General features: G+C 55.1%; 22 protein-coding genes and 3 tRNA genes. 14 read left to right on the forward strand and 11 right to left on the reverse strand.

What is annotated here, in order from left to right; translation table 11 throughout:
• Positions 1 to 61: 61 nt before the first annotated feature.
• From miaA to nnr, 5 genes are read right to left on the reverse strand one after another with little or no spacing between them, the layout of a single operon-like run.
• The gene (gene miaA / locus ACX9GU_RS24595; RefSeq protein ID WP_473193209.1) at positions 62 to 1,003 is read right to left on the reverse strand and encodes a tRNA (adenosine(37)-N6)-dimethylallyltransferase MiaA; all 942 of its coding nucleotides are present in this window, start codon (positions 1,001 to 1,003) and stop codon (positions 62 to 64) included.
• Positions 996 to 2,858, reverse strand: a complete 1,863-nt coding sequence (gene mutL / locus ACX9GU_RS24600) for a DNA mismatch repair endonuclease MutL (RefSeq protein ID WP_094982809.1) — start codon at positions 2,856 to 2,858, stop codon at positions 996 to 998. The genes miaA and mutL overlap by 8 nt, the downstream gene beginning before the upstream one ends.
• A 28-nt stretch (positions 2,859 to 2,886) precedes the next feature.
• Complete coding sequence (amiB, locus tag ACX9GU_RS24605) at positions 2,887 to 4,629, reverse strand: N-acetylmuramoyl-L-alanine amidase AmiB (RefSeq protein ID WP_473193210.1); 1,743 nt, start codon at positions 4,627 to 4,629, stop codon at positions 2,887 to 2,889.
• A 7-nt stretch (positions 4,630 to 4,636) separates the two neighbouring features.
• Positions 4,637 to 5,107: a tRNA (adenosine(37)-N6)-threonylcarbamoyltransferase complex ATPase subunit type 1 TsaE gene (tsaE, locus tag ACX9GU_RS24610; RefSeq protein ID WP_473193211.1), complete on the reverse strand. Its 471-nt coding sequence runs from the start codon at positions 5,105 to 5,107 to the stop codon at positions 4,637 to 4,639.
• 10 nt (positions 5,108 to 5,117) lie between these two features.
• The gene (gene nnr / locus ACX9GU_RS24615) at positions 5,118 to 6,632 is read right to left on the reverse strand and encodes a bifunctional ADP-dependent NAD(P)H-hydrate dehydratase/NAD(P)H-hydrate epimerase (protein ID WP_473193212.1); all 1,515 of its coding nucleotides are present in this window, start codon (positions 6,630 to 6,632) and stop codon (positions 5,118 to 5,120) included.
• On the opposite strand from nnr, the gene queG reads away from it, so the two are divergent.
• Positions 6,631 to 7,770, forward strand: coding sequence for a tRNA epoxyqueuosine(34) reductase QueG (gene queG, locus ACX9GU_RS24620; RefSeq protein ID WP_059199518.1), 1,140 nt, complete (start codon positions 6,631 to 6,633; stop codon positions 7,768 to 7,770). The two genes, nnr and queG, sit on opposite strands and share 2 nt — an antisense overlap.
• A 288-nt stretch (positions 7,771 to 8,058) precedes the next feature.
• Here the strand turns inward: queG and ACX9GU_RS24625 are convergent.
• The 4 genes from ACX9GU_RS24625 to ACX9GU_RS24640 form a co-directional block, all read right to left on the reverse strand.
• Positions 8,059 to 8,134: transfer RNA gene (locus tag ACX9GU_RS24625), tRNA-Gly, on the reverse strand.
• A gap of 55 nt (positions 8,135 to 8,189) precedes the next feature.
• Positions 8,190 to 8,265, reverse strand: a tRNA-Gly gene (locus ACX9GU_RS24630).
• Positions 8,266 to 8,329: 64 nt separating this feature from the next.
• Positions 8,330 to 8,405, reverse strand: a tRNA-Gly gene (locus ACX9GU_RS24635).
• A gap of 232 nt (positions 8,406 to 8,637) precedes the next feature.
• Positions 8,638 to 9,456 (reverse strand): AraC family transcriptional regulator, encoded by an 819-nt coding sequence (locus tag ACX9GU_RS24640; protein ID WP_166733931.1) that lies wholly within the window; start codon positions 9,454 to 9,456, stop codon positions 8,638 to 8,640.
• A gap of 102 nt (positions 9,457 to 9,558) precedes the next feature.
• Between ACX9GU_RS24640 and ACX9GU_RS24645 the strand changes: the two genes are divergently transcribed.
• The 10 genes from ACX9GU_RS24645 (at position 9,559) to ACX9GU_RS24690 (ending at position 18,830) form a co-directional block, all read left to right on the forward strand.
• Positions 9,559 to 10,725: an EmrA/EmrK family multidrug efflux transporter periplasmic adaptor subunit gene (locus ACX9GU_RS24645; RefSeq protein WP_473193213.1), complete on the forward strand. Its 1,167-nt coding sequence runs from the start codon at positions 9,559 to 9,561 to the stop codon at positions 10,723 to 10,725.
• The gene (locus tag ACX9GU_RS24650) at positions 10,722 to 12,248 is read left to right on the forward strand and encodes a DHA2 family efflux MFS transporter permease subunit (RefSeq protein ID WP_473193214.1); all 1,527 of its coding nucleotides are present in this window, start codon (positions 10,722 to 10,724) and stop codon (positions 12,246 to 12,248) included. The genes ACX9GU_RS24645 and ACX9GU_RS24650 overlap by 4 nt, the downstream gene beginning before the upstream one ends.
• 38 nt (positions 12,249 to 12,286) lie before the next feature.
• Entirely contained in the window at positions 12,287 to 12,697 is a 411-nt protein-coding gene (locus tag ACX9GU_RS24655) for a hypothetical protein (protein ID WP_473193215.1), read from the forward strand.
• Positions 12,698 to 12,967: 270 nt separating this feature from the next.
• Complete coding sequence (locus ACX9GU_RS24660; RefSeq protein WP_473193216.1) at positions 12,968 to 14,140, forward strand: acyl-CoA dehydrogenase family protein; 1,173 nt, start codon at positions 12,968 to 12,970, stop codon at positions 14,138 to 14,140.
• A 39-nt stretch (positions 14,141 to 14,179) separates the two neighbouring features.
• The gene (locus ACX9GU_RS24665; RefSeq protein WP_021807566.1) at positions 14,180 to 14,599 is read left to right on the forward strand and encodes an acyl-CoA thioesterase; all 420 of its coding nucleotides are present in this window, start codon (positions 14,180 to 14,182) and stop codon (positions 14,597 to 14,599) included.
• 51 nt (positions 14,600 to 14,650) lie between these two features.
• Entirely contained in the window at positions 14,651 to 15,556 is a 906-nt protein-coding gene (locus ACX9GU_RS24670; protein WP_473193217.1) for an HpcH/HpaI aldolase/citrate lyase family protein, read from the forward strand.
• A gap of 4 nt (positions 15,557 to 15,560) precedes the next feature.
• A complete protein-coding gene (locus tag ACX9GU_RS24675; RefSeq protein WP_473193218.1) occupies positions 15,561 to 16,226 on the forward strand; it encodes a pyridoxine/pyridoxamine 5'-phosphate oxidase in 666 nt (221 codons plus the stop codon).
• Positions 16,217 to 17,446, forward strand: coding sequence for a cystathionine beta-lyase (gene metC / locus ACX9GU_RS24680; RefSeq protein ID WP_473193219.1), 1,230 nt, complete (start codon positions 16,217 to 16,219; stop codon positions 17,444 to 17,446). The genes ACX9GU_RS24675 and metC overlap by 10 nt, the downstream gene beginning before the upstream one ends.
• Positions 17,440 to 18,081: a glutathione binding-like protein gene (locus tag ACX9GU_RS24685; RefSeq protein ID WP_473193220.1), complete on the forward strand. Its 642-nt coding sequence runs from the start codon at positions 17,440 to 17,442 to the stop codon at positions 18,079 to 18,081. The genes metC and ACX9GU_RS24685 overlap by 7 nt, the downstream gene beginning before the upstream one ends.
• Positions 18,082 to 18,104: 23 nt before the next feature.
• On the forward strand, positions 18,105 to 18,830 hold the full coding sequence (locus ACX9GU_RS24690) for a glutamine amidotransferase (RefSeq protein WP_473193221.1): 726 nt from the start codon (positions 18,105 to 18,107) through the stop codon (positions 18,828 to 18,830).
• Between the two features lie 62 nt (positions 18,831 to 18,892).
• On the opposite strand, the gene orn is transcribed toward ACX9GU_RS24690, so the two are convergent.
• Entirely contained in the window at positions 18,893 to 19,438 is a 546-nt protein-coding gene (gene orn, locus ACX9GU_RS24695) for an oligoribonuclease (RefSeq protein ID WP_065684074.1), read from the reverse strand.
• Positions 19,439 to 19,600: 162 nt separating this feature from the next.
• Between orn and rsgA the strand changes: the two genes are divergently transcribed.
• From rsgA to mscM, 3 genes are all read left to right on the forward strand, one after another.
• Positions 19,601 to 20,650 (forward strand): small ribosomal subunit biogenesis GTPase RsgA, encoded by a 1,050-nt coding sequence (rsgA, locus tag ACX9GU_RS24700; RefSeq protein WP_115159446.1) that lies wholly within the window; start codon positions 19,601 to 19,603, stop codon positions 20,648 to 20,650.
• 64 nt (positions 20,651 to 20,714) lie between these two features.
• Positions 20,715 to 21,608: an archaetidylserine decarboxylase gene (asd, locus tag ACX9GU_RS24705; RefSeq protein WP_473193222.1), complete on the forward strand. Its 894-nt coding sequence runs from the start codon at positions 20,715 to 20,717 to the stop codon at positions 21,606 to 21,608.
• A 4-nt stretch (positions 21,609 to 21,612) separates the two neighbouring features.
• Positions 21,613 to 24,966 (forward strand): miniconductance mechanosensitive channel MscM, encoded by a 3,354-nt coding sequence (gene mscM / locus ACX9GU_RS24710; protein ID WP_473193223.1) that lies wholly within the window; start codon positions 21,613 to 21,615, stop codon positions 24,964 to 24,966.
• 50 nt (positions 24,967 to 25,016) lie between these two features.
• Here mscM and epmA read toward each other — a convergent pair whose 3' ends face one another.
• Positions 25,017 to 25,994, reverse strand: coding sequence for an elongation factor P--(R)-beta-lysine ligase (gene epmA, locus ACX9GU_RS24715; RefSeq protein WP_021807574.1), 978 nt, complete (start codon positions 25,992 to 25,994; stop codon positions 25,017 to 25,019).
• Positions 25,995 to 26,191: the final 197 nt, after the last annotated feature.

The raw sequence follows: 26,191 nt of genomic DNA on the forward strand, positions 1-26,191 counted from the left end.
AAATAAACGACCTAAAAAATTTGCGCGCTGAATACTCATCAATTGTACACAATCACTCAACCTATGCACTAACAACCTGTGTTACCGAGTCTAAAGCCTCTCCCGGCTTTTCACTGTCCAACCACCGAACCGACTCCCAACCCCGTAACCAGGTCATCTGGCGTTTGGCCAACTGACGTGTTGCGCAAATACCTCGAAAAACCATCTCATCGTAACTAATCTCGCCAGAAAAATATGACCACATCTGGCGATAACCGACACAGCGAATGGAAGGCAAATCCGTATGCAAATCACCCCGTGCAAAAAGTGCACGCGCTTCCGCCTCAAAACCCGCCGCCAACATCTGATTGAACCGCAGCTCGATACGTTGATGCAACAACTCCCGGCTGACTGGCGCTATCGCAAATTGGTGAACATGATACGGTAACGATTCACCCGAAATTTGAGTCAGTTCAGTTAAAGTTTTACCCGAAATCAAAAAAACTTCCAGTGCTCTGGAGAGTCTCTGTGGATCATTCGGATGAATACGTAAGGCGGCAACCGGGTCTATCGCCTGCAATTGGCGGTGCAAAGCCTCCCAACCAAGCTCCGCCGCCTGCTGCTCAATCTGCTCGCGTACTGCGGGATCGGCAGAGGGTAACGGCGATAACCCTTCCAGCAACGCCTTAAAATAAAGCATTGTGCCCCCCACCAACAGCGGAATACGTCCGGCGGCAGTAATATCGGCCATTTCCCGCAACGCATCGGCACGAAAATCGGCTGCCGAGTACGCCTGCGCAGGATCGCGGATATCAATCAAACGGTGTGGTGCCAGGGCAAGCTCTTGCGCCGAGGGCTTGGCAGTACCAATATCCATACCGCGATAAATCAGGGCGGAATCGACACTGATCAGTTCGACGGGCAAGCGCTCACGCAGCGCCATCGCCAAGGCGGTTTTGCCTGAGGCCGTTGGCCCCATGATAAAAATGGCTGGGGGACGAGAGTTCATTTCAATTTCAGTCATGCTTAAGCGCTGCCAATGCAGCCTGCAAATCAACGGGTTGTAAAAGAGCGGCAGGAGGGGATTTGACCAGTTGCGGGCAAAGTCGTTCAACTTCTGTCAACAATTGTATCGCTTGCGAGCTGTTCCACACTTCGTGTTCGCTGCCTAATTGGCTGGCGATCCAGATGGATAGCACCGTTGGCGACATCTCCTGATGTTCGGCCAGATAGCCTAACAGCTCGGGTATCAACTTTTGTAAATTTTGTTGGCGTAATGGTAAAGGTACTGCGCGCAACGTCACACGACCGTGATCGGATTGCAGCTCCAACCCCATTTTGACCAGCAGTGCCTGATGTTGCACGCAGGCGGCCGCTTCATTTTTATTCAACGTCAGCTTAATCGGGATCAGCAGCGGCTGCGGCCGTAGCCCCTCTTCCGGCGGGCAAAGCTGCGCCTGACGCAGCCAACGTTCGGCCATGGTCAGATTCAGTAACGCCAACTGCTGACGCTGTTCAACCAGCGCATAGCTCGGCGGGCAGATCATCAGGACACGGCCAAAACTGTGCTGACTACCGGCGAGCGGAGTTTCCTGCACGGCGTTAACCGGCGGGAATAGCGGCTGTTTTACCGTATCTGCTGGCGGCGTAGCCTGCAACAGCTTGCCATACAGTTCGCCTTCACGCTTTTGGTAACCCGCACCGGCCTGATAGGCTGGCTGCGGGGCACGTTCACGGGCAGCGGAGGGCTCAGCAGGCTGACGTTCACGCTGTGGCGCAGGCTGGGAGAAGTGGTTGCCACCGGCAGCAACGCGGTTCTCCGGCTGCCAGACGGGAGCCTCCTGCGCAGCGGACTCTTCAGCCAATGGCAGCGCGACATTACCCGCCTGCTGCAACACCGTGGTAACCGCCTGGTAGATAAAATCATGTACCAGTCGAGCCTGATGAAAACGCACCTCATGCTTGGCCGGATGAACGTTGACATCCACCTGATGCGGATCCACTTCCAGATATAGCACATAGGCAGGCAGTTGATCGTCTTTCAACTGATCCTGATACGCCTGACGAATGGCATGATTAATCAACCGATCGCGCATCATCCGGCTGTTGACGTAGCAATACTGCATTTCGCCAAGCTGACGCGCTCCTTGCGGATCGGCCACCCAGCCGCGGATGCTGAGATCACCATGCTGCCAGGAAATCGCCAACGCATGCTGCAAGAAGGCGGGGCCACAAATGCTGGCCAGACGCCGCTCATGCTGGCTTTCTTCTTTTGCCGCGCGGTACTGACGCATCAGCTTACCGTTATGGCTGAGGTTGATCGCCACATCGAAACGCGCCAGCGCAATGCGCCGCACTACTTCGTCGATATGGCCAAATTCGGTTTTTTCGGTGCGCATGAATTTGCGCCGTGCGGGGGTGTTGTAAAACAGATCGAGTACTTCGAGCGTGCTGCCCACTGGATGAGCTGCCGGTTTGACGGTGACCGCCTGATCGCGCCCTTCCGCGTAGGCTTGCCAGGCTTCGCTCTGTTCCGCCGTGCGTGAAGTCAACATCAGGCGTGACACCGAGCTGATACTGGCCAACGCTTCGCCGCGAAAGCCCAGGCTGACTATGGCCTCCAGATCGTCAAGCGTACTGATTTTACTGGTGGCATGGCGCGCAAGGGCCAAGGCCAGGTCGGCTTTGGCAATGCCGCAACCGTTATCACGGATACGGATCAGTTTGGCTCCGCCGCGTTCGATATCAATATCAATCCGCGTTGCCCCGGCATCCAGGCTGTTTTCTACCAGCTCTTTGACTACCGACGCAGGCCGTTCGACCACTTCTCCGGCGGCAATCTGGTTGGCTAGCTGTGGCGGTAACACCTGGATAGGCATGGGGCTCCCTCTGTTGTTGGCATCAAGCCTACGGAATGATCAGCGTCCGATCCAGCGGCGCAACATCCGACTTTAATTTGTTAACCCGTTTAAGCTCGCTGACGCTGACGCCATATTTCGCGGCGATGGATGACAGCGTATCACCGCGAGTCACCTTATGTTTGCTCGGTTTAGCGCTTTTTGCCTTGGCCTTGGCCTGAGCCGGTGCTGCCGCCGTTTTCCCGGCAGGGACCTTCAGACGCTGGCCAACCCAGACGCCGTCTTTTTTCAGTTTGTTCAGCTCACGTAGCGCCGCCATGCTGGTGCCATAACTATCGGCAATGCCGGAAAGCGTTTCCGCCCGCTTCACCACATGGATCTGCGTTTTTCCTACGCTGGCGCGACTCCTGGCCGGGCTGGTCACCGGCTCAGGCTGTCTGAGATCGTCTGTCGTGGAGTTAACCGCCGCTGCGACGTCCAGCGGGCGGTTTTCCACCTTTGGGTCGGCTTGTAGCGGATGCGCCAGGAAATAACTGCGCAGGCCGTTGTGGATCGCCCGTGCAATTTTATCCTGATATGCGCTACTGCCCAGCAGTCGCTCCTCCGTGCTATTACTGATAAACCCGGTTTCCACCAGTAAAGATGGAATATCCGGTGAACGCAGCACTCCCAGGCTGGCGTGTTCCGGACGGCGTTTGTGCAATGAACCTACGACCTGTAACTGCTGTAATACCTTGACGGCTACGTCATAACCGACGCGCTGCGAATGACCGAACTGCAGATCCAGCACCGCCTGACTCAGATAAGGGTCGGCCTGGCTGTTGGCCAACAGATCGCCCGCACCGCCCAGCAGTTCGGACTGTTTCTCGTGCTGTTCCAACCAACCGGCCATCTCGCTGTTAGCCCGGCGATTGGACAATACCCAAACCGAAGCTCCTTTGGCGCTGCGATTCGGCGCGGCATCCGCGTGGATAGACACCAACACGTTGGCCCCCTGCTTGCGCGCCACGTCAGAACGGCCCATCACCGAAATAAAGTAATCCCCGTTACGCGTCATCACCGCTTTGAACATCGGATCGGCATCCAACAACGCACGCAGACGATGCGCGATAGCAATGGTGACGTTTTTCTCTTTCAGACCGTTTGGCCCGATAGCGCCAGGATCCTGTCCACCATGGCCTGCGTCGATCGCCACCACCACTCGATCGCCAGAACCGGCGGACACCCGGCTGCTACGTGGGGTAATGCTGGTAGCCGTGCCTGATACCGCAGCCGACTTCGGAGTAAATGGATTGGCGCTACTTGACGTGACAGGCGCTTTACGTACTGGCTCATTCACCACCGGCACAGGCACAGGAACCGGCGCCTTACGGACGGTGTTAGTCGTCGGCTTGGCTTCTGAGGTGATGGTGAAGACGACGATGTAACTGTTGCCCTCTTGACGCGTCGCCACACGGGTTTTGGCACGTTGGGTTAAATCAAACACCAAGCGTACGCTTTGCGCATCTTTCGGCTTACTGGAGCGAATGCTTTTTACCAGGTTCTGGCCGCTGAAGTTCAACGGCAGGCCGCCCACTTTACCCGTTTGGTTCACATCCAGAACCACCCGTTCTGGGCCATGTATGGTTGAGAAGCTATACGAGGGAGGGCCAGTAAAGCTCACTGACACCGTGGCTTCACGCTGAGCATTGGTCACTTTGACGTCGGAGAGGGACGATGCCGCCCAGGCACCAAACGGCCCCAGCAGCGCAAGCAAGGCAATTACAGCAAATCTTCTTAACCCATACATCATTGCTGCGTCATCCTTGTTGCCTCTGGATACTTTCTAATAATTGTTCGCCGTAGGCGGAAACCGCCTGGAGCTTCGCCTGACGCCCTTCGTCTTGGTAACTGAGATGCAGTTCCAGATCGGGATCGGGCAGCACGCCGGTACCCTGCTGCGGCCACTCCACCAGGCAAATCGAATCCTGGGCAAAATAGTCGCGGATACCCATAAATTCGAGTTCTTCCGGGTCGGCCAAGCGATAAAGATCAAAGTGATAGACCGCCAGCGGTTGCAGCGCATAAGGTTCCACCAGCGTATAGGTTGGGCTTTTCACATTGCCCTGATGGCCTAACGCCTGCAGAAAGCCGCGGCTGAAGGTGGTTTTACCGGCACCCAAATCCCCATAAAGATAAATCACGCTGGCACGATCGCACGCTTGGGCCAAGACGGCCCCCAGTGCGACTGTGGCTGCCTCATCCGGCAGCGCTAAAACGAGTTCTTTCATTCGATAATGTCTATTTTGCCAACTCAGGGTTAACGTAATGAGGGATCACCGCCAGCAGATCGGTGGCCAGTAATCCCCTTGTTCCTTGTTTTGCAGCAACATGATCCGCCGCTGCGCCGTGCACTACGCAGCCCGCGCAGGCAGCATCATACAGCGGCAGCTTTTGCGCCAGCAAACCGCCAATGATACCCGACAGCACATCTCCCATGCCACCGGATGCCATGCCAGCATTGCCAACGTCGGCGATCGCCATCTGTCCATGCTCATCGGCGATCAAGGTACCTGCGCCTTTCAGCACCACAACGCCGCCGTATTGCGTGACCAACCTGCGCGTTGCAAGTAAGCGATCACTCTCAATATCAGCGGTGCGGCAGCTCAATAATCGCGCGGCTTCACCAGGATGCGGGGTAATAATACGATTCTGACGCTTCTCGGGGTGTAATGCCAGTAAGTTAAGCGCATCAGCGTCCCATAATGTTGGTTTATCACTGGCTTGCAGCTGTTGCAACGCGTTGCGGCCCCAATCGCCCTGGCCAAGCCCCGGGCCAATCACAACCACATCGGCCCAGTCCAGCGCCTGTTGCAGGATATCATTACTCAGGCGTTGCACCATCAACTCAGGCCGAGCGGTCAGCAGCGGCCCAATGTTCTCACTGTGAGTAAGCACTCGCACTAGTCCAGCCCCAGTACGCAGTGCGGCTTCCGCAGCCATGCGGATGGCTCCGCCAAAACCGTGATCGCCACCCACCAGCAGTAAACGACCATGCTCCCCTTTATGAGAACAAGGGCGGCGAGGCTTCAGCCATCTACCCAAATCGCCAGCCGTAATACGCTCGATCTGCGGGGGCTGTGTTGCCAGCCAATTCACCAATCCTAGCGTACTGTAATGAAGTTGCCCCACCCAATCACGCGCCTGCCCGGTCAGCAAGCCTGGTTTGAGTGCAATAAAAGTCAGCGTGTGGGCTGCACGGATCGAGACTCCCGGCACGGCTCCGCTTTCAGCCAGCAGGCCAGATGGGATATCCAGAGCAACCACTGGCGCATCGGCTCGGTTGGCCGCTTCGATCAGGGCATCATAGGGCGCTCTGGGGGCAGCCCCCAAGCCGGTGCCTAACAATCCATCAATGATGAGATCGACATCCTCGGGCCAACGACTGGTCGCGGGCAAGACTTCTCCGCCACTTGCGAACCAGGCTTGCCGGGCGTTGGCAGCCTCTGGTGGCAATGGACGAACGCCTTCGCAGGCAATGAGCGTCACCCTGATGCCCGCCGCACGGGCCAGACGAGCAACCACATAACCATCGCCACCGTTATTGCCATGCCCACACAGCACCAGCCAATGCCTGCTGGCCGGATACCGGTCGCACGCCAGCTCATAAGCCGCCGCACCGGCACGCTGCATTAACGAATACAAGGAGAGGCCCAGCGATGCGGCAGCAGCAGGTTCTGCCTGGCGGATCCAGTCTGCAGACCAAACAGAGTGTGGTAAACTGGAACAGTATTGTTTCTCACTATGGCCCGTCATGACACACCCCCTCGATCTCGATCAACTAGCCCAACATATCAAGCAATGGGGGCAATCGCTAGGATTCCAGCAGGTGGGGATCTGCGATACCGATCTCAGCGCGGAAGAACCCCGATTGCAGGCGTGGCTGGATAAGCAATACCACGGCGAGATGGAGTGGATGGCACGTCACGGCATGATGCGCGCGCGGCCACATGAATTATTGCCCGGCACACTGCGGGTGATCAGCGTGCGCATGAACTATCTCCCCGCGAAAGCCGCGTTCGCCAGTACGTTAAAAAACCCGCAGTTGGGCTACGTTAGCCGTTATGCGCTGGGGCGTGACTATCATAAGCTGCTACGCCAGCGGCTAAAAAAACTCGGCGATCAAATCCAGGCTTACTGCGGTGAACTGAATTTCCGGCCCTTTGTGGACTCGGCCCCCATCATGGAGCGAGCCTTGGCCTCAAAAGCCGGCATTGGCTGGGTTGGTAAACACTCACTGATCCTCAACCGCGACGCCGGCTCCTGGTTTTTCCTGGGCGAGTTGTTAATCGATCTGCCCCTGCCGGTGGATAAGCCGCAGGAAGAGCAGTGTGGCCGCTGTGTCGCCTGCATCACCACTTGCCCCACCGGTGCGATAGTAGCCCCTTACACCGTCGATGCCCGGCGCTGCATCTCCTATCTGACCATCGAGCTGGAAGGCGCTATTCCAGAAGAATTCCGCCCTCTGATGGGCAATAGAATCTACGGCTGCGACGATTGCCAGCTCATTTGCCCGTGGAACCGCTTCTCGCAGTTGACGGATGAAGACGATTTCAGCCCCCGCGCTGCGCTGCATGCCCCGCAACTGATCGAACTGTTTGGCTGGAATGAGGAGAAGTTTCTGCGTATCACCGAAGGCTCTGCCATCCGACGTATCGGCCATTTGCGCTGGTTACGCAATATCGCGGTAGCGCTCGGCAACGCCCCTTATCTGGATCAGATCGTTATCAGCTTGCAGACCCGGCAAGGTCAGGATCCGATGCTGGACGAGCATATCAGTTGGGCACTGGCTCAACAGCTTGCACGCCGTGAAGCCCTGGCGGTTGAGGTGCAGACTATGCAGAAAAAACGTTTAATTCGAGCGGTCGAGAAAGGATTACCGAGGGATGCCTAGAAAACCCTCAGACTCTCCCTGTGGATTTGTGCATAAAAATAAAAATGCGTTGTCTTTCAAGCGTCACAAAAAGAGCAAGTGATCGAGATAACGTTTTATAAGAAATAAATATTGATGATTATCAATAAGATATAAATTTCATTTGTGAGGCGTTGCAATTTTGCACAGAAGGTATTATGTACAGTATCTGTGGATAACTCTGTTCACAACATATTTTCTGAGTAGGTATAACTGAAAGAAAGTCACACCGGAAGCGGCGTAGGATTGAATCTAAACTGGAGATAAATTTGGAGCGGGAAACGAGACTCGAACTCGCGACCCCGACCTTGGCAAGGTCGTGCTCTACCAACTGAGCTATTCCCGCATTGATATGCTTGAAGCATCCGGCCAACAACGAACAACATGGCCTTTGAAATTTTTGGAGCGGGAAACGAGACTCGAACTCGCGACCCCGACCTTGGCAAGGTCGTGCTCTACCAACTGAGCTATTCCCGCGTCGCATGGGTGTTACTTTAACTACTTTTTCTTCATCATGCTACATCAGCAGCATTTTTGAAGTTGGAGCGGGAAACGAGACTCGAACTCGCGACCCCGACCTTGGCAAGGTCGTGCTCTACCAACTGAGCTATTCCCGCCCGGCGTAACGATGGTGAATGGAACGAAATTCTTCATCGGTACGGGGTGCGCATTATACGAGAAATCCTTTTCGCCGCAAGCCCCTGAAAGCAAAAAAACGCGAATTTTGTCTGATTGCTGCTTTAAGCACCGAAATGGTGAATTTTCGTGCCGGGATAGGCAAAAACCTGTTTACGGGCAACCAAGGTCAGGATTTTGTCCCTCATCACGGTGAACAACCAATGGTTCGAATCACAGCGACTTACGCTTGGAGAAATAATGGGCGGGAGAATCGCCGAAACACCGTCTGAACATCGCAATAAAGTTGCTGGGAGTCGCATACCCCAGGGCATCCGCAATACTGCTCACAGGCATACCATTAGCCAGCATTTCCAACGCGTGAGATAACCTTGCCTGTTGACGCCATTGTGCAAAGCTGTTGCCCGTCTCGGCCATAAACAATCGCGATAGGGTGCTGGGGGAAAGCCCTCCCCAAGCCGCCCAGGCTTGCAAGGTCCTGGTGTTATCAGGCTCGGCAAGGATCGCATTGGTGATCCGCAATAAGCGCCGGTCGGTAGGCATTCTCAAATGCAGCGGCTGATGAGGCGAACGCCGGATTTCATCCAACAACACCGCAATCATCCGCTCCTGTTCAACCTGCAAAGTCTCTTCAAACGACCAAGATACCGCCCGGCGTACTAACGCATTCATCAACTCACTGATGCCAATCACGCAGGGTTGATCGGGCAATGCTTTGCTCGCATCAGGCGTAATCAGCACCGTCCAGCCGCTCATGACGCCGCTGATGCTGACTTTGTGCGGCTCGTGTGAGGGTATCCAGCCAGCGCGGTTCGGGGGTAACAGCCAGGATCCCTGCCTGGTGCGAACATGCAACAAGCCGTTCTCCACGCAGAACAACTGCCCCCGCAAATGATGGTGCCAATCGTATTCGCGCGTCCCCAGACAAAACTCAAGCCCCGGATCGTCTTCACCCCACATAGCAATGAGCGAGGGACCATCGGCGCGCTCGCTGAGGTCGGAGGGATGATTGGCAAGCACCGCTACCGTCATGATTGTTTCTCATTGTTTTTAGCCTAAATAACGTTACCCAACTTTTCGTCAGCTGTCCATTATTCATACATTCTCCGCTCATTGACCAATCAGAGGCCCCTAATGAATGACGTTAAGACCCCTTCCCCCACCCCTGCGAAAAGTAAACGCCCTTGGCTGCTGTATTTACTGGGGGCAGCCTGTCTGCTTGCCGCTATTCTCTGGGGGGGATGGTATGGCATGTATGGTCGCTGGTATGCCAGCACCGATAACGCCTATGTTCAGGGTGATGTCGTACAGATCACGCCACAGTTTCATGGCACCGTGGTCTCCATCAACGCCGATGATGGCGAATTGGTGTTCGCTGGCGATACGCTGGTTGTGCTCGATCCTGGTGACAGCCAACTGGCACTGGACAATGCCAAGGCCCATCTGGCCAACGTGGTGCGCAAAGTACGTGGTTTGTATAGTGCGGTCAGCGGTGCCAAGGCCGAAATCGCTGTCCGCCAGGCCACGCTGGACAAAGCACGCGCCGATTACCAACGACGCCGCGCACTCACCCTTTCTCATGCCATCTCCAAGGAGGAGTTAGCCCATGCCAACAACGCTTTTCTGGAGGCACAGAGCGCGCTGGACGCTATCGAGCAACAGTACCAGCAAAATCTCTCATTAGTTGATAACACCAGCCTGACTTCGCACCCAGAAGTGCTGGCAGCGATAGCGGCATTGCGTGTCGCTTACCTCGATCGCTCACGCACCACCATCGTCTCCCCGGTCACGGGGTATGTCGCCAAACGCAAGGTGCAGTTGGGCCAGCGGGTACAGCCAGGCGAAGCGCTGATGGCCGTCGTGCCGCTGGATAAAGTCTGGGTCGAGGCTAATTTCACTGAAGCTCAACTGCGTGATATTCGCATCGATCAGCCAGTAGAGATCTATGCCGATGTCTATGGCAAAACCATACGCTATAACGGCCAAGTTCAGAGCCTGGGTATTGGAACCGGTGCCGCATTCGCGCTGCTGCCAGCACAAAATGCCACGGGGAATTGGATCAAGATCGTTCAACGTGTACCGGTACGGATCTCCCTGACTCAGCCCGAGCAACTCATTAGCCACCCGCTACGCATTGGCTTGTCCATGCAGGTCAATGTGGATCTGCATGACCGTAGCGGAGCGTTATTAGCCCAACGCTCGCCAGAGCCCTTGCTGGCGACAGATGTCTACCTTGATCAACTAAGTCAATCAGACGCCTTGATCGAACAGATCGTTAAGGCCAACGGAGGGGACATATGAGCTCTGCTATCCCTGCCCAGGATTTCCGTCCGCCCAGCGTCAACTGGACCACCTTTGGCCTGGCTCTGGCGGTATTTATGTACGTGCTTGATGGCACTATCGCCAACGTGTCCTTGCCGACCATCGCCGGTAATCTGGGAGCCAGCAGTAGCCAGAGCGCCTGGGTGATCACCAGTTTTGCCGCCAGCAATGCCATCGCCTTGCCACTCACCGGTTTTCTGGTACGTCGTGTTGGCCAACTGCGGCTGTTCCTCTGGTCAATGGGATTATTCACTGCAGCTTCATTTGCGTGCGGAATGGCCATCAATATGGAAATGTTAATTCTCTGCCGCGTGTTACAAGGAGCGGTGGCCGGGCCACTGATCCCGACGACCCAAGCGTTGATGTTGTCGATTTATCCGCCGGAAAAACGGGGTTATGCGCTGTCGATGATCGCCATGGTCACCGTGGTTGCTCCGGTAGCAGGCCCCTTGCTCGGCGGGTGGATAACCGATTATTACTCCTGGCGCTGGACCTTCCTGATCAATATTCCAGTCGGCATTTTTGCCTGCACGCTGGTTGCCAGCCAAATGCATGGTCGCCCCGAGAGCACCCAGCGTGCCAAGGTGGATCGAGTTGGCCTAGTCGCATTGATCCTGGGGGTTGGAGCACTCCAGATCTTGCTGGATAAAGGCAACGAAGAGGATTGGTTCAACTCTACCCAGATCGTCGTGCTGGCTATCGTTGCCGTGGTCAGCTTACTGTTTTTTGTGATCTGGGAACTGACCGACTCACAGCCGATCGTCAATCTGCAGCTATTTCGTCATCGCAATTTCCGGGTGGGTACGCTTGCGCTGATCGGTGCCTATTCCGCGTTTTACGCTACCAACGTCATCATGCCGCTTTGGCTACAGCGTACCTTGGGCTACACCCCCATCTGGGCAGGATTGGCCGTCGCTCCCATGGGGATCTTGCCGCTGCTGCTGATGCCCTTTATGGGCAAATATGCGCCACGTTTCAACATGCGCTGGCTGGTGTGCGGGGCTTTCATCCTGCTAGCCACGGCCTCTTACCTGCGCTCAGGCTTTGTCATTGAGATTGATTTCCAGCATATCGCGCTGATCCAACTGTTGCAGGGGTTGGGGCTGGCCCTGTTTATCATGCCGATCAACGCCATCTTGCTCTCCGACCTCAAGCCGGACGAGATCGCGGCTGGCTCAGGGCTGGCCACCTTTATGCGTACGTTGGGTGCCAGCCTGGCAGTCTCCATCACCACCCTGATGTGGGATCGCCGTGCGATTTCCCATCACGCCCAATTAGGCGAATCCCTGACGGCCTACGATGAAGACACTCACCAGGCGGTCGCGACTTTGGGGCAGGGCCAGGCGCAGCTAGGCTATGAACGGCTGAATAGCCTGCTCTCCGAGCAGGCCACACAGATCGCCTTCAATGATATTTCTTATGCGCTGGCTGGCGTGTTTCTGCTAGCCATCGTGCTGGTTTGGTTTGCCAAACCGCCCTTCGTACCTAAAGCCAAAGCATAGTCATCATCCCACTCACTTTAATAGACAGAGGAATCACCATGACACTGAGTTCACAACGCTTTACCGTCTACGACATTCGACAATTCCCTTTGGTGATCATGTGTAACCAGGCCATCGTGCCTGGTTACACCAAACGGTGGGAAGAGGAACTCAATAGCCTGATCGCTCAAGCTCTCCCCTTCGTGATCGTTTTCCCCCCCAATCGCCCTAAAGAAGAAAGCAATGACGATCGCAAATGCCGTATGCGCTGGTTCAAAGCGAACAAGGAAAAGTTTGGCAGCGTCTGCCGCGCCCTGATTAGCGTCGAACCTGATGCTAAAGAGCGTGAACAACAGATGGCTCATGCCAAAGAAATGATGAAGTTTTTCGGCACCCCGCTGGCAACAGCGGAGACCCTGGAAGAGGCTCTGACATTAGGTGAAAAGTTGATGAGTGCTGATAACCGTTAGCGCATTTTTCGGCGCTGTAGGGTGTCAGTATCGCTGAATCTCCCGACAGCGTCGAAATAGGGCAACACAGTGATTCGCTAATATGGCCAAAATTCATTATTTTTAGTGTCGAAATCATTATCCGGCTTCCTTTTTATTGTTTAAATATAACCAGTAACGCTAAGCCAGAAAAGCCAAGCCGAAAAATCATCAGTTTTTTCATTGATGAAAAAATACGTTTGCCATGGTGACATCAAAGGATCATAGCGAGAGACATGGAGGGAGTTAAAAATGCAATTCGACTGGACGGAAGAGCAAAGAGAAATCCGAGCAAAATATTATACTGTGGGTACCTCATTAGCCCATCAGGAAAGCAACACCCTCGGTGAATTTAATACCGAAGGATGGCAACGGCTTTTACAGGAAGGGCTTTGGCAGTATATCGTGCCATCGGAATATGGGGGTAACGGGTTAGGATGGTGGCATTTCACCGCGGCGCTTGAAGGGGTCGCGTCATCCATCCGTAAACCCGGTTTATTGTTATCGATTATTGCTCAAGCGGGCATGGTACGCGCATTAACGCTGTACGGTAATGATATGCAGCGTGAACGGTATTTCCCTGCCATCCTACGGGGAGAGTTAAGTGCAACCGCCATAGCCGAGCCAGAGACAGGAACCGATACGCGTAACATTAAAACCATGCTCATTGAAGATGAACAAGGTTATCTGTTGACAGGCGAAAAATACAATATTGCTCACGCTCCTATCACTCAATTTACCTTGGTTGTCACTCGCCTGGCCAATACGGAAAATCAGGGTGGTATCGCTTTGGCGCTCGTCGATCGCGAAACCACAGGGGTTACCTACCAAACACCAGACAATAAATTAGGGCTGGCAGATTTGCCTACCGGCAGCATACGTTTTGCAAATGTGCGTATTCCCCCTGAACAACTGCTTGGCAAACCGGGCGAAGGCCATAAAAACCTAATACAAATCATATCACTAGGCAGGATATATTACGGCTTGGTCGCCGCGCTTATTCCCACCTGCTTTATGAAGGACGCCTTGTCTTACATCCACAGCCGGGCAAGCTTTGGCAGCACCATCGATCGGCACCAGTACGTTCAGCAACGCATAGTCGAAATACAGCTCGGGATCGAGCGCAGCCGCTGGTTGGCTTATGGGGCGTTAAGTCACTTGCTCAATGAGCATACGGAACAGGAATTATTGATGGTCAGCTCCATGGCAAAAATTATGGGTGCCAATGATTTGGTCAATAATGCCACCAGCTTGCTCAAGCTGTACGGCAGTATCGGTTATCAGCAAGGGCCAATAGCCGACTTTGTTCGCGATGCGCTCGGTTTTTGCAGCGTGGGAGGAACAGAAGAAATGCATAAAAAGAATATTTTCAATCAGATTAACCGCCTACCGCTCTATAAGCAGCACATTGACCCAACTCGATAATCTCATTCCCTCTTTTCGTCATAACGTTGGAGAATACTTATGGAAAAGCAAGCCTTCATCATTGCGCTGGAAGTCAAATACCGAGACACTGATTCAATGGGGCATGTCAGCAGTCCGGTATATTACGAATATATTCAGCATGCCTATGTGAAATATATGCACACCCTTTTAGCGATCCCTTACAGCGAAAAGTTACCGCAAATCATGGTGAAAACCTCTTGTGAATATATTGCACCGGCTATATTAGGCGATAATTTAGAGGTCAGCTGCCGCGTGATCAATTTCGGCAGCAAAAGTTTTGAAATGCATTATGAAATCCATAAAAACCAGCATGGCGACAAGACACTGATTGCGCAAGGTGCCTCTACGCATGTCTGTTTTGATTACCTGATTAATAAATCGGTCCCGGTACCTGATGACATGAAACAACGAGTGATGAATTTCCAAGACTCGTTATAACGGTTCCAATACTCATCGCTTGATACAACTTTTACCACAGGGGGATCGTTGATGCCACTATCCACACCCATAACACCGTCAAACCCACGTCGTTCATGGCTATTTTTAGCTGGGGCCGATCGCGATGCCTTGCGACAAGGGGCAGAGAGTGGGGCTGATGTCCTGATACAGGAACTGGAGACGTTTACCCCCCCAGCACTAAGAGCACAAGCCAGGCACTTGACCAAAGAGATCCTGCCCATCTGGCACGCCGCGGGTTCACTGACGTCGGTACGCATCAACCCGCTTGATGACGGGGGGCTAGAAGACCTTGATAGTGTGATGTCCGCACGCCCAGACATCATCATGATGTCCTTGGTTTCCACGCCACAGCAGGTTGCAGAGTTGGATAAGGCGGTTCATCACTTTGAAATACGCTACGACATTGAGCCTGGTTCGACAGAATTGGTCCCCAATATCGAATCCGCTCGCGGGCTCATCAATACCTGCGCCATTGCACAGGCAAGTTCGCGTATTCGCGCCATTCTGGTTGGCACCGAAGATATGGTGGCCGATATCGGAGCGGAAAGAACCCGGGCCGGCAGCGAATTAAGCTACATACGCCAGCGCTTTTTGGTCGAATGTACGGCAATGGACATTACACCGATTGATTGCCCCTACAGCTATTCGGATAACGAAGGTGCACAACGCGATATGCGCCAGTCTCGCAGCATGGGGTATCGGGCCAAAGCCATTGTTAATGAGCAATTTGTGGGGCTGGTGAATCAAACGTTAACCCCTTCGGCTCAGGAAATTGCACAGGCCAAGCTGATTATCTCCACGTTCGAAACCGCACGCCAGGCAGCAAATGGCAAGCGCGTGGCCGCCGCCGTGGTGAACGGCTTCCTCACCGAAGTGCCCGACTATCTTGCCGCACAGCGGCTTCTTACACTCGCCGCTCAATTTCACAGGGAGTAATAGCATGCTAATGGATATGAAAACCAAGCTGGTTCAGTTGCAGGTGTTTTCCGGTTATGCCCCCACGCCGTTCGATACCGCAGCCGCTCCCGGCACACCCCAGGAACTGTTTGAACAATGGCTGGATCAGGCCATTACCTTGCAGGCGATGGAACCCCACGTGATGACCTTATCCACCGTCGATGGTGAAAACATGCCCGATGCGCGCACCGTCGTGCTGCTGGATGTCACCACGCAGGGTTGGCACTTCGCCATCAACATGCGCAGCCCTAAAGGCCAACAGCTCGATCATCACCCCTATGCTGCACTCACCTGTTACTGGCCTGAGTTAGCCCAACAAATCCGTCTGCGTGGCCCTGTCGTCCCCCTGTCTGCGGAAGCCAGCATTGCCGATTTTTCACGCCGCCCGGAACGCTCTCGTGCCGCTATTCTGGCAGCACGGCAAAGTGAAATACTCGAGTCCCCAAGGGACTTGGAGACAGCCATACAGGGGCAACTGTATCGGCTTAGCGCCGAACCTGGCCTTATCTCTCCACACTGGGTTCTGTTTGCACTGGCTCCCAGAGACGTCGAATTTTGGCAAGCCGATAGCAATCGCCACTTTACCCGCCTGCGATATCGTCGTGACGGTGACGGTCAACGTTGGGAGCGTAACCTGTTATGGCCATAAATCACTCACGCGACGAGGTCCCCTCCTCATGCCTAACCGTAGGCTGTAACACCTTGCTGACTCATACGGGGCGTAAATCCAGTGAGTACCACGGCTTTGTAAACCCACCGGTCTACCACGGTTCCACCGTATTGAGCCCAACGGTGCAGGATTTACTCAACCGAACCCAGCCGTATATTTACGGGCGGCGTGGCACCCCCACTTCTGAAGCCCTGGAACAAGCCTTGCACCAACTGGAAGGGGGCGCAGGGGTGGTATTATGCCCCTCGGGGCTTACGGCCTGTAATCTGGCGTTACTCACCTGCCTGAAACCCGGTGACCACCTGTTAATGACCCGGGGTAGCTATGCACCGGTGCGTCATGCCTGCGATACCCTGCTACGCCGTCTGGAGATCAAGACTTATTACTACCAGCCCACCATAGGCAGCGGCATCGCAGCATTAATCACTCGGCGTACCCGTGCCATCTACATTGAAAGCCCCAACTCCAACACCTTTGAGCTACAAGACGTTGCCGCTATTGCCCGTATTGCGCACAAGCGTGGAATTACCGTCATCATGGATAACAGCTGGGCCACCCCATTCTTTTTCAAACCCCATGAGCACGGCGTCGATCTCTCCATTCAAGCGGGCACCAAATACTTGGCGGGGCATTCCGATGCCATGCTCGGTACCGTATCCGCAACGGCACGGCTATGGCCAAAACTAAAGCAGTTGCACGGCGATCTGGGGCTATGTGTCGGCCCTGATGATATTTATCTGGCGCTGCGTGGCTTAAGAACGCTTGGAGTTCGGATGCGTGAGCATCAACGTAACGCGCTGGCTATCGCACGCTGGTTAACCCAGCGGGAAGAAGTCCAGGCGGTGCTGTATCCGGCCCTGGAAGACTGCCCAGGCCACCCCATTTGGCAGCGTGACTTTAAAGGTGCATCGGGCCTGTTCTCAATAGTACTGCGTCCTTTCCCGGCACAGGCGATTGCCGCCTTCTTAAACGGGCTCAGGCTGTTTGGCCTTGGTTATTCCTGGGGCGGTTTCGAGAGCCTGGCAATCCCATTTGCACTCGATAAACCAAGCGCGGCGGCACGCTGGACCGCAGGGAGTTCAGGCATTCGTTTGCATATTGGGCTTGAAGATCCCGAAGATTTGATCGCGGATCTCAACGACGGTTTCACCCGGCTGACCACCGCATCCATTGGCTCACAGAGGGAGTTGCCATGCTAAGCGTTTGGGGGCGTAAAAACTCATTTAATGTGCAGAAAGTGATGTGGCTAATCGGCGAATTAGGCCTGCAATATCACCTTATTCCTTTTGGTGGGCAATTTGGCGATTGTGACACTGAGGAGTTTGCCGTCATTAATCCAACCCGCCATATCCCGGTGATCGACCTGGATCGGCAGGTTGTCTGGGAATCTCACACCATCCTGCGCTTCCTTGCTGCCGATAGTCATTTTTGGCTTGATGACCCGCTAAAACGGGCCCATGTGGAATGCTGGATGGACTGGTGCCAAACCACCTTGGAACCGGATCTGATGATGGGGGTTTTTTGGGGGCTGATCCGCACCCCTGAGGCCGAACGGGACTGGCCAACCCTCCATGACAAGGTGGCCCGCTGTTCTCGTCATTTCCAGGTGCTGGAGACGATACTAAGCCGACAACCTTTTTTAAGCGGGGACAGTTTTGGCCTGGCTGATATTCCCACCGGGGCCACCTTGTATCGCTATTTTTCGTTGGATATCGAACGCCCGACGCTCCCTGCCGTGGAGGATTGGTATCAACGGTTACAGAGCCGCCCAGCCTATCGCGAGCATGTGATGGTTCCCTACGATGATTTACGTGGGCAGCGCATTCGTCTGTAAGGTTTCCCCAAAAAGATAATGATATGAAAACAATCGCTAAGCCGGCACCTTTGCCGGTACTCATCGTTTTACACCGGGAGCAATCCGCTCCCGGGCGTGTTGGTCAGTTGCTGCTGCAACGGGGCTATTCCCTTGATATTCGCCGCCCACCGCTCAATGACCCGTTACCCGATACGCTCGCCAAGCACAGCGGTGCGATCGTCTTTGGTGGCCCCATGAGTGCAAATGACAATACAGACTGGGTCAAGCGCGAAATTGAATGGATAGGAGTCCCCCTGCGTGAAGACGTTCCTTTTCTAGGCATTTGCCTTGGCGCACAGATGATGGTTCGTCATCTCGGGGGCCGGGTGATGGCCAGGGACGATGGACGAGTCGAGATTGGTTACTGGCCCATTTACCCAACCCGGCCAGGTCGCAAGCTAGGCGTTTGGCCGACACATGTTTATCAATGGCATAGCGAGGGGTTCGACACTGTCGAAGGCATGGAGCTGCTGGCAACCGGTGAGCAATTTTGTCATCAGGCCATACGTTACGGCAGGCAGGCATATGGCGTACAATTCCACCCTGAGGTCAGCTACCAGACCATGCAACGCTGGGGTAGGGCTGCCGAACATAAATTAAGCCAGCCAGGGGCACAGTCCCTGGCCGAACAGCAACTCAACGGGCAAAGGTATGACCGTGAGGGTATTGCCTGGTTAAGCGCCTTTCTGGATATGTGGCTACGGCCAAACGATAGGAAAAATGATTAACCCCGCAATAGAAAAGGGGGCGTGGATTAATCCTCCGCCCCCTTCTATGAACCTGCTCCCGATTACAGCTGAATAAAATGCTCGCGGTAGTACGCCAGTTCCGCAACGGATTCGCGGATATCATCCAACGCCTGGTGAGTGCCCTGCTTCTTGAAGCCTGGCAGGATTTCCGGTTTCCAGCGGCGTGCCAACTCTTTCAGGGTGCTGACATCCAGATAACGATAATGGAAGTAGGCCTCCAGCAGCGGCATATAGCGGAACAGGAAACGGCGATCCTGGCCAACGCTGTTGCCACAGATAGGTGATTTACCTGCTGGCACCCACGCTTGCAGGAAAGCGATAGTGGCCAGTTCGGCGGCACGATCGTCATGCTGGCTGGCTTTAACGCGCTCCACCAGCCCGCTGCCGGTATGCGTGCGAACATTCCAGTCATCCATCCGCGCCAGTTGCTCATCTGATTGATGCACCGCGATCACCGGTCCTTCGGCAAGGATATTCAAATTGGCATCGGTCACCAACGTCGCGATCTCGATAATGCGATCGCGTTCAGGGTCCAACCCGGTCATCTCCAGATCGATCCAAATCAGGTTGTTTTCGTTTCCTGTCATGATTTTTCCTGCGTAAAAGCCGAAAGATAAACAAACCACGGGCAAACCCGCGGCTAATGCCAGCGTGCGTGGCGGTCAACAACGGTTATTTAATATAAAATAGCGTGTATCATAGCCTTTTTGCTCGCCCCGAGCGATAAATGCCGATTCAAGTGAGGCTCAGTGAGTAAGAACAAACTGTCCAAAGGTCAAGAACGCCGCGTACAGGCCAACCATCAGCGTCGCCTGAAGCGCACTGACAACAAGCCGGAGCTGGATGATTCCCAATTGGGCGAACCGCAAGACGGCATCGTCATCAGCCGCTTTGGCATGCATGCCGACGTGGAAGCCGCAGACGGCGTCCAGCATCGCTGCAACATTCGTCGCACCCTACGTTCGCTGGTTACCGGCGATCGCGTGGTCTGGCGCCCTGGCGTAGGCACTCATGCGGGGGTCAAAGGCATCGTAGAAGCGGTGCATGAACGCACCTCGGTGCTGAACCGCCCTGATTTCTACGACGGCGTTAAACCTATCGCCGCCAATATCGATCAGATCGTCATCGTGTCGGCCATTTTGCCCGAACTTTCTCTCAATATGATCGATCGCTACCTGGTCGCCTGCGAAACGCTGCAAGTCGAGCCGCTGATCGTACTCAACAAGATCGACCTGCTGGACGCCGAAGCGCGTAAGGTGGTCGACGGGATGATGGACATCTATCGCCATATTGGCTACCGCGTTCTCGAAGTGTCCAGCCAGACCCGCGAAGGGATGGAAGCCTTTGAACAGGCGCTGGTCGACCGTATCAGCATCTTTGCCGGGCAGTCCGGCGTGGGCAAATCCAGCCTGTTGAACGCCCTGCTGCCGCAGACGGAAAAGCAAATTCTGGTAAATCAGGTTTCCGACGTCTCCGGCCTGGGGCAACATACCACCACGGCGGCACGGTTGTATCACTTCCAACATGGCGGTGATGTTATCGACTCCCCTGGCGTGCGTGAATTTGGCCTGTGGCACCTGGAGCCAGAGCAGGTCACCCAGGCCTATGTTGAATTCCGCGACTATTTGGGCGGTTGTAAATTCCGCGACTGCCGCCACGACACCGATCCGGGCTGCGCCATTCGCGCCGCGATGGAAAGTGGCGCGATAGCCAAAGAGCGTTTCGACAACTATCACCGTATTCTGGAAAGCATGGCGCAGGTTAAAACCCGCAAAAACTTCCCGGACGCAGATAACTGATCCACAGTGCGGGGGTTGCGCTAATCGCCACCCTCGCCCTTATATCCCCTTTCAAGAGGTTAATGTGCTGGATAGCATCAAGATTAAATTACAGTATTGGCTGCCAAAGCTGGCGTTAACCCGCCTGGCGGGCTGGGGCGCAGATAAAAAGGCCGGTTGGCTGACGAAGCTGGTGGTAAAAGCGTTTGCCCGCTATTACCGCGTGCAGATGCAGGAAGCACAGAACCCGGATTTAGCCTCCTATGCCACGTTCAATGAATTCTTCGTTCGTCCATTACGTGATGGCGTACGCCCGATCGTAGCGGAGCCTCACGTGCTGGCACTGCCAGCAGATGGTGCCATCAGCCAGCTCGGTGCGATCCGCGACGATCAGATTTTCCAGGCCAAAGGCCATAATTACACGCTGGAAGCCCTGCTGGCCGGCAACTATCTGTTGGCGGAGCCTTTCCGTAACGGCCTGTTCGCTACGACCTATCTGGCCCCAAGCGACTATCACCGTGTCCATATGCCTTGTGACGGCATACTGCGCGAAATGATCTACGTGCCGGGCGATCTGTTCTCGGTCAATCCGCTGACCGCCGCCAACGTGCCGAATCTGTTTGCGCGCAATGAGCGTGTGATCTGCGTATTCGATACCGCCTTTGGGCCGATGGTGCAAATCCTGGTCGGTGCGACTATTGTGGGCAGCATCGAAACCGTCTGGGCCGGTACCGTAACGCCACCTCGCGAAGGCATCATCCGCCGCTGGACCTATCCAGCCGAAGGCATGGAAGGCGCGATCCAACTGGTTAAAGGTGAAGAGATGGGCCGCTTCAAACTCGGTTCCACGGTCATCAACCTGTTCACACCTGGCAGCGTACAGTTCGCTCCACACCTGAACAACGGCACCGTAACCCGGATGGGCCAGGCTTTTGCTGAAGCCGCAGCCGCGCCAGAAGCCACCTTCGAAGGGAATTGATGCTGTGCGCCTGATTATCGCTTTATTGCTCAGCCTGCTACTGATCCAGCCGGTTCTCGCCGCCGCGATCCCCAACGAGTCCCAGTTACGGCAAGAATTGAAGCTGGCCGAGGGCAATAAAAACACGCCTAATCAGGCGGAAACGGTTGAGGCGCTGCAAAGCGCCATCAACTGGCTAACCGAACGCAAAGAGTCGCAGAACAATTCCCAACAGTATCAGCGGGTGATCGACGATTTCCCGAAGATGACGCAGGAGCTGCGCCGCCAGCTCACCATAGAAGAAGCCAAAATCCTGCCCAACGGTGAGAACCTGCCCGCCAGCGATCTGGAACAGCTAATTCTGCAAACCAGCAGCCAACTGCTGGAACAGGCCCGCCTGTTGCAACAGGAGCAGGACCGGACACGCGAGATCAGCGACTCTCTCAGCCAACTGCCACAGCAACAAACCGAAGCCCGGCGCGCGTTAACGGAAGTTCAGCGCCGCCTACAGGCTCAGGGCAATAACCAAACCACACCGTTGGCACTGGCACAGCTTGCTCTGTTACAGGCAGAAGCGGCGGCACGTAAAGCGAAAGTGGATGAACTGGATCTGGCTCAACTCTCGGCCAATAACCGCCAGGAACTGGCGCGGATGCGTGCCGAAGTCTACAAGACGCGGCATAAAAAAATTGATATTCAGCTGCAGGCGCTGCGTAACAACCTCAACAGCCAACGCCAGCGGGAAGCAGAACGGGCGCTGGAAAAAACCGAGCAATTGGCCGAACAGAATGGCGATTTACCCGCCAGCCTGCGCAAACAGCTGCAAATCAACCGTGAACTTTCTGCTGCACTGAACGATCAGGCTCAGCAGATGGATCTGATCTCTTCCCAACAACGCACGGCCGCCGCTCAAACACTGCAGGTACGCCAGGCGTTGAGCACTATCATTGAGCAGTCCCAATGGTTGAGCGCCTCTACTGCGCTGGGAGAAACCCTGCGCGCCCAGGTCGCCATCTTGCCAGAAATGCCAAAACCCCGGCAGTTGGACAGCGCCATGGCCGATCTACGCGTTCAACGCCTGAATTTTGAAAACCAACTGGAAAGCCTGCCGCAGCGAGCCAAAGAGTTAAAACAAGACGACGGTAGCCCCCTGACCAACGCCCAGCAGCGTATCGTCGATGCCCAGCTACGCACCCAGCGTGATCTATTGAATTCGCTGCTTTCCGGTTGCGATACCCAGATCCTTGAGCTGACCAAGCTGAAGGTGGCCAACACCCAGTTGGTTGATGCGTTGAACGAAATTCAGGATGCTGCGCACCGTTACCTGTTCTGGGTGCCAGACATCAGCCCCATCACCCTGTCGTATCCGCTCAGTGTGGCACAGGATCTGACCCGTGTGCTGTCACTGGATACCCTGACGCAGCTCAGCGGCGCCTTCGTGATGATGGTCACTAGCCGGGAAACCTTGATCCCGCTGTTTGGTGCGGTGCTATTGGTGATTTTCAGCATCAGTTCGCGTAAGCATTACCATGCATTCCTGGCGCGGGCCAGCAGCAGAGTGGGCAAGGTCACGCAAGATGAATTCCTGCTGACGCTGCGTACCGTGTTTTGGTCAATCCTGGTGGCCTTGCCGCTGCCGGTATTGTGGGCTGCGCTGGGCTTTGGCTTGCAGAATGCCTGGCCGTATCCGGTAGCCGTCGCGATCGGTGAGGGCGTCACCGCCACGCTGCCAGTGCTGTGGATCTGTATGATTAGCGCCGCCTTCGCCCATCCGCAGGGGTTGTTCATCGTGCATTTCCGCTGGCCGGTGAAACAGGTTTCCCGCGCCATGCGTTATTACCAGATGTCGATCTGGCTGATCGTGCCGTTGATTATGGCGCTGATCACCTTCGACAATCTCAACGATCGCGAATTCGCCAACACCCTTGGCCGCCTGTGCTTCATTCTGCTCTGTCTGGCGCTGGCTCTGGTCACCAACAGCTTGAAGCGGGCCGGTATTCCACTGTATCTGGATAACAAAGGCTCCGGCGAAAACCTGATTAACACCGCGTTGTGGGGGCTGTTGCTTTCCGCACCGCTGATTGCTGCGCTGGCTTCCACCGTCGGCTATCTGACCACCGCACAGAAGCTGCTGGCACGCCTGGAGACCTCGGTTGCCATCTGGTTCCTGCTGTTGGTGATTTACCACATTATCCGCCGCTGGATGCTGATCCAACGCCGCCGCATCGCCTTTGACCGTGCCAAGCAGCGCCGTGCCGATATCCTGGCGCAGCGTGCCAAAGGCGAAGAAGAATCCACACATACCCCTAACAGCATCGAAGGTGCGATTGAGGTAGATGAAACGGAAATCGATCTGGATGCCATCAGCGCCCAGTCGCTGAGGTTGGTGCGTTCAATCCTGACGATGGTGGCACTGGTCTCGGTGATCGTCCTGTGGTCAGAGATCCACTCGGCCTTCGGCTTCCTGGAAAATATCAAGCTCTGGGATGTCAACTCCACGGTGAATGGCATTGATATCGCTCAGCCGATCACCTTGGGGGCACTGCTGATCGCCATACTGGTGCTGATCGTCACCATGCAGCTGGTGCGTAACCTGCCAGCGTTGCTCGAGTTGGCGGTGTTGCAGCACCTGGATCTGACGCCAGGCACCGGCTACGCCATTACCACTATCACCAAGTATCTGTTGCTGCTGTTCGGGGCGATCCTCAGCTTTTCCTGGATCGGTATCGAATGGTCGAAACTGCAATGGGTGGTCACCGCGCTCAGCGTGGGCTTGGGCTTTGGTATGCAGGAGATCTTCTCCAACTTTATTTCAGGCCTGATCATTCTGTTTGAAAAACCGATCCGCATCGGCGATACGGTGACGATCCGTAACCTGACGGGTACGGTTACCAAGATCAATACCCGCGCCACCACCATTTCAGACTGGGACCGCAAAGAGATTATCGTGCCTAACAAGGCCTTTATCACCGAGCAGTTTATCAACTGGTCGCTGTCGGACACGCTGACCCGTGTGGTGCTGACCGTACCGGCGCCGGCAGAAGCGAATACGGAAGAGGTGACCAAGATCCTGATCAACTCGGCCGAACGTTGCTCACTGGTGCTGGATAACCCAACACCGGAAGCCTATCTGGTCGATCTGCAACAGGGTATTCAGATCTTCGAACTGCGCATCTACGCCGCCGAAATGGGCCACCGTATGCCGTTACGCCATGAGATCCACCAGTTGATCCTGGCGGGTTACCGTGAGCATGGCATCACGCTGCCATACCCACCGTTCCAGGTTCGCACCGAGACGCTGTCGCGCATGACCAGTAATGGCCGCACGCCGCCTTCAACCCCACCGCGCAACACGCGCCGCGAGTCGGGCGGGCTATAAAAGCAAAAAGGGTTCGGCAAGCCGAACCCTTTTTCATTGAGGCGAAAACGTTATGCCCGGCTGACCGGAAACGCGATCACTTCGCTCAGGCTTTCGGCTCCCAACGCCAACATCACCAAACGATCGACGCCCAATGCCACGCCCGCACACTCCGGCATGCCATGCTTCAGGGCATCCAGCAGGTTGTTATCAATCGGGTGCTCCGGCAAGCCACGCGCTACGCGTTTACGATTGTCCTGCGTAAAGCGCTGGCGCTGCTCATCGCCGTCGGTCAACTCGCGGAAACCATTCGCCAACTCAAGACCTTTGAAATAGACCTCGAACCGCTCTGCGACACGGTGATCTTCGGTGCTGATCTCTGCCAGCGAGGCCTGTGAGGCCGGGAAGTGGTAAACGAATGCCGGTTTATCACGGCCGATATGGGGTTCGACGCCTACGGTAAACAGCAGTTGCAGCAAGGTATCGCGGTCTTCTTCCGTATCGGCAATGTTACTCAGATCGAGCTTGGCCGCAGCCTCACGCAGCTGTGCCTTCTCCGCCGACAGCGGATCGAGATCCAGATGGCGCAGGAACGCCTGCTGATAGGACAGGGTTTCGGCACTGTCGCAATCCAGTACCTGTTGCAGCAGATCGTCCACCTCGTTCATCAGGCGGTACATATCATAGTGCGGGCGATACCATTCCAGCATGGTGAATTCAGGGTTGTGATGCCGCCCAGCCTCTTCATTACGGAAGCTGCGCCCCAGCTGATAGATCGGGCCGCTCCCTGCCGCCAGCAGGCGCTTCATGTGGTATTCCGGGCTGGTCATCATGTACAGCGTCAGGCCATCTGCCGCGCCCGGGCCGACGAAACGCGTCTGGAACGGGACCAGGTGGATGTCGGTGACTGTCGCCTGGCTCATCGCCGGGGTCTCCACCTCCAATACGCCACGATCGGCAAAGAAACGCCGGATCTCAGCCAGTATCGCTGCGCGCTTCAACAAATTGGCGATGGGTGCACTTGGCTGCCAGCTTGCCGTTTCGCTCATGGTAATTACTCCGAAATCAAACAGGGGGTGCAGTCTACTCGCATCCTCTCAAGCAAACAAATTCTTGGCTATTGTGCGCGCTGGTCTACATTAAAATCATAAAAAACATATAAGCCATATAAACCACCGACAATCGCGCGAATCAAAGACAAAGGCGAGGCAACACCTTATTTTTGCAGGAATGCCTCTTGCGTAAC

Source organism: Serratia sp. K1WW1 (assembly GCF_055790865.1).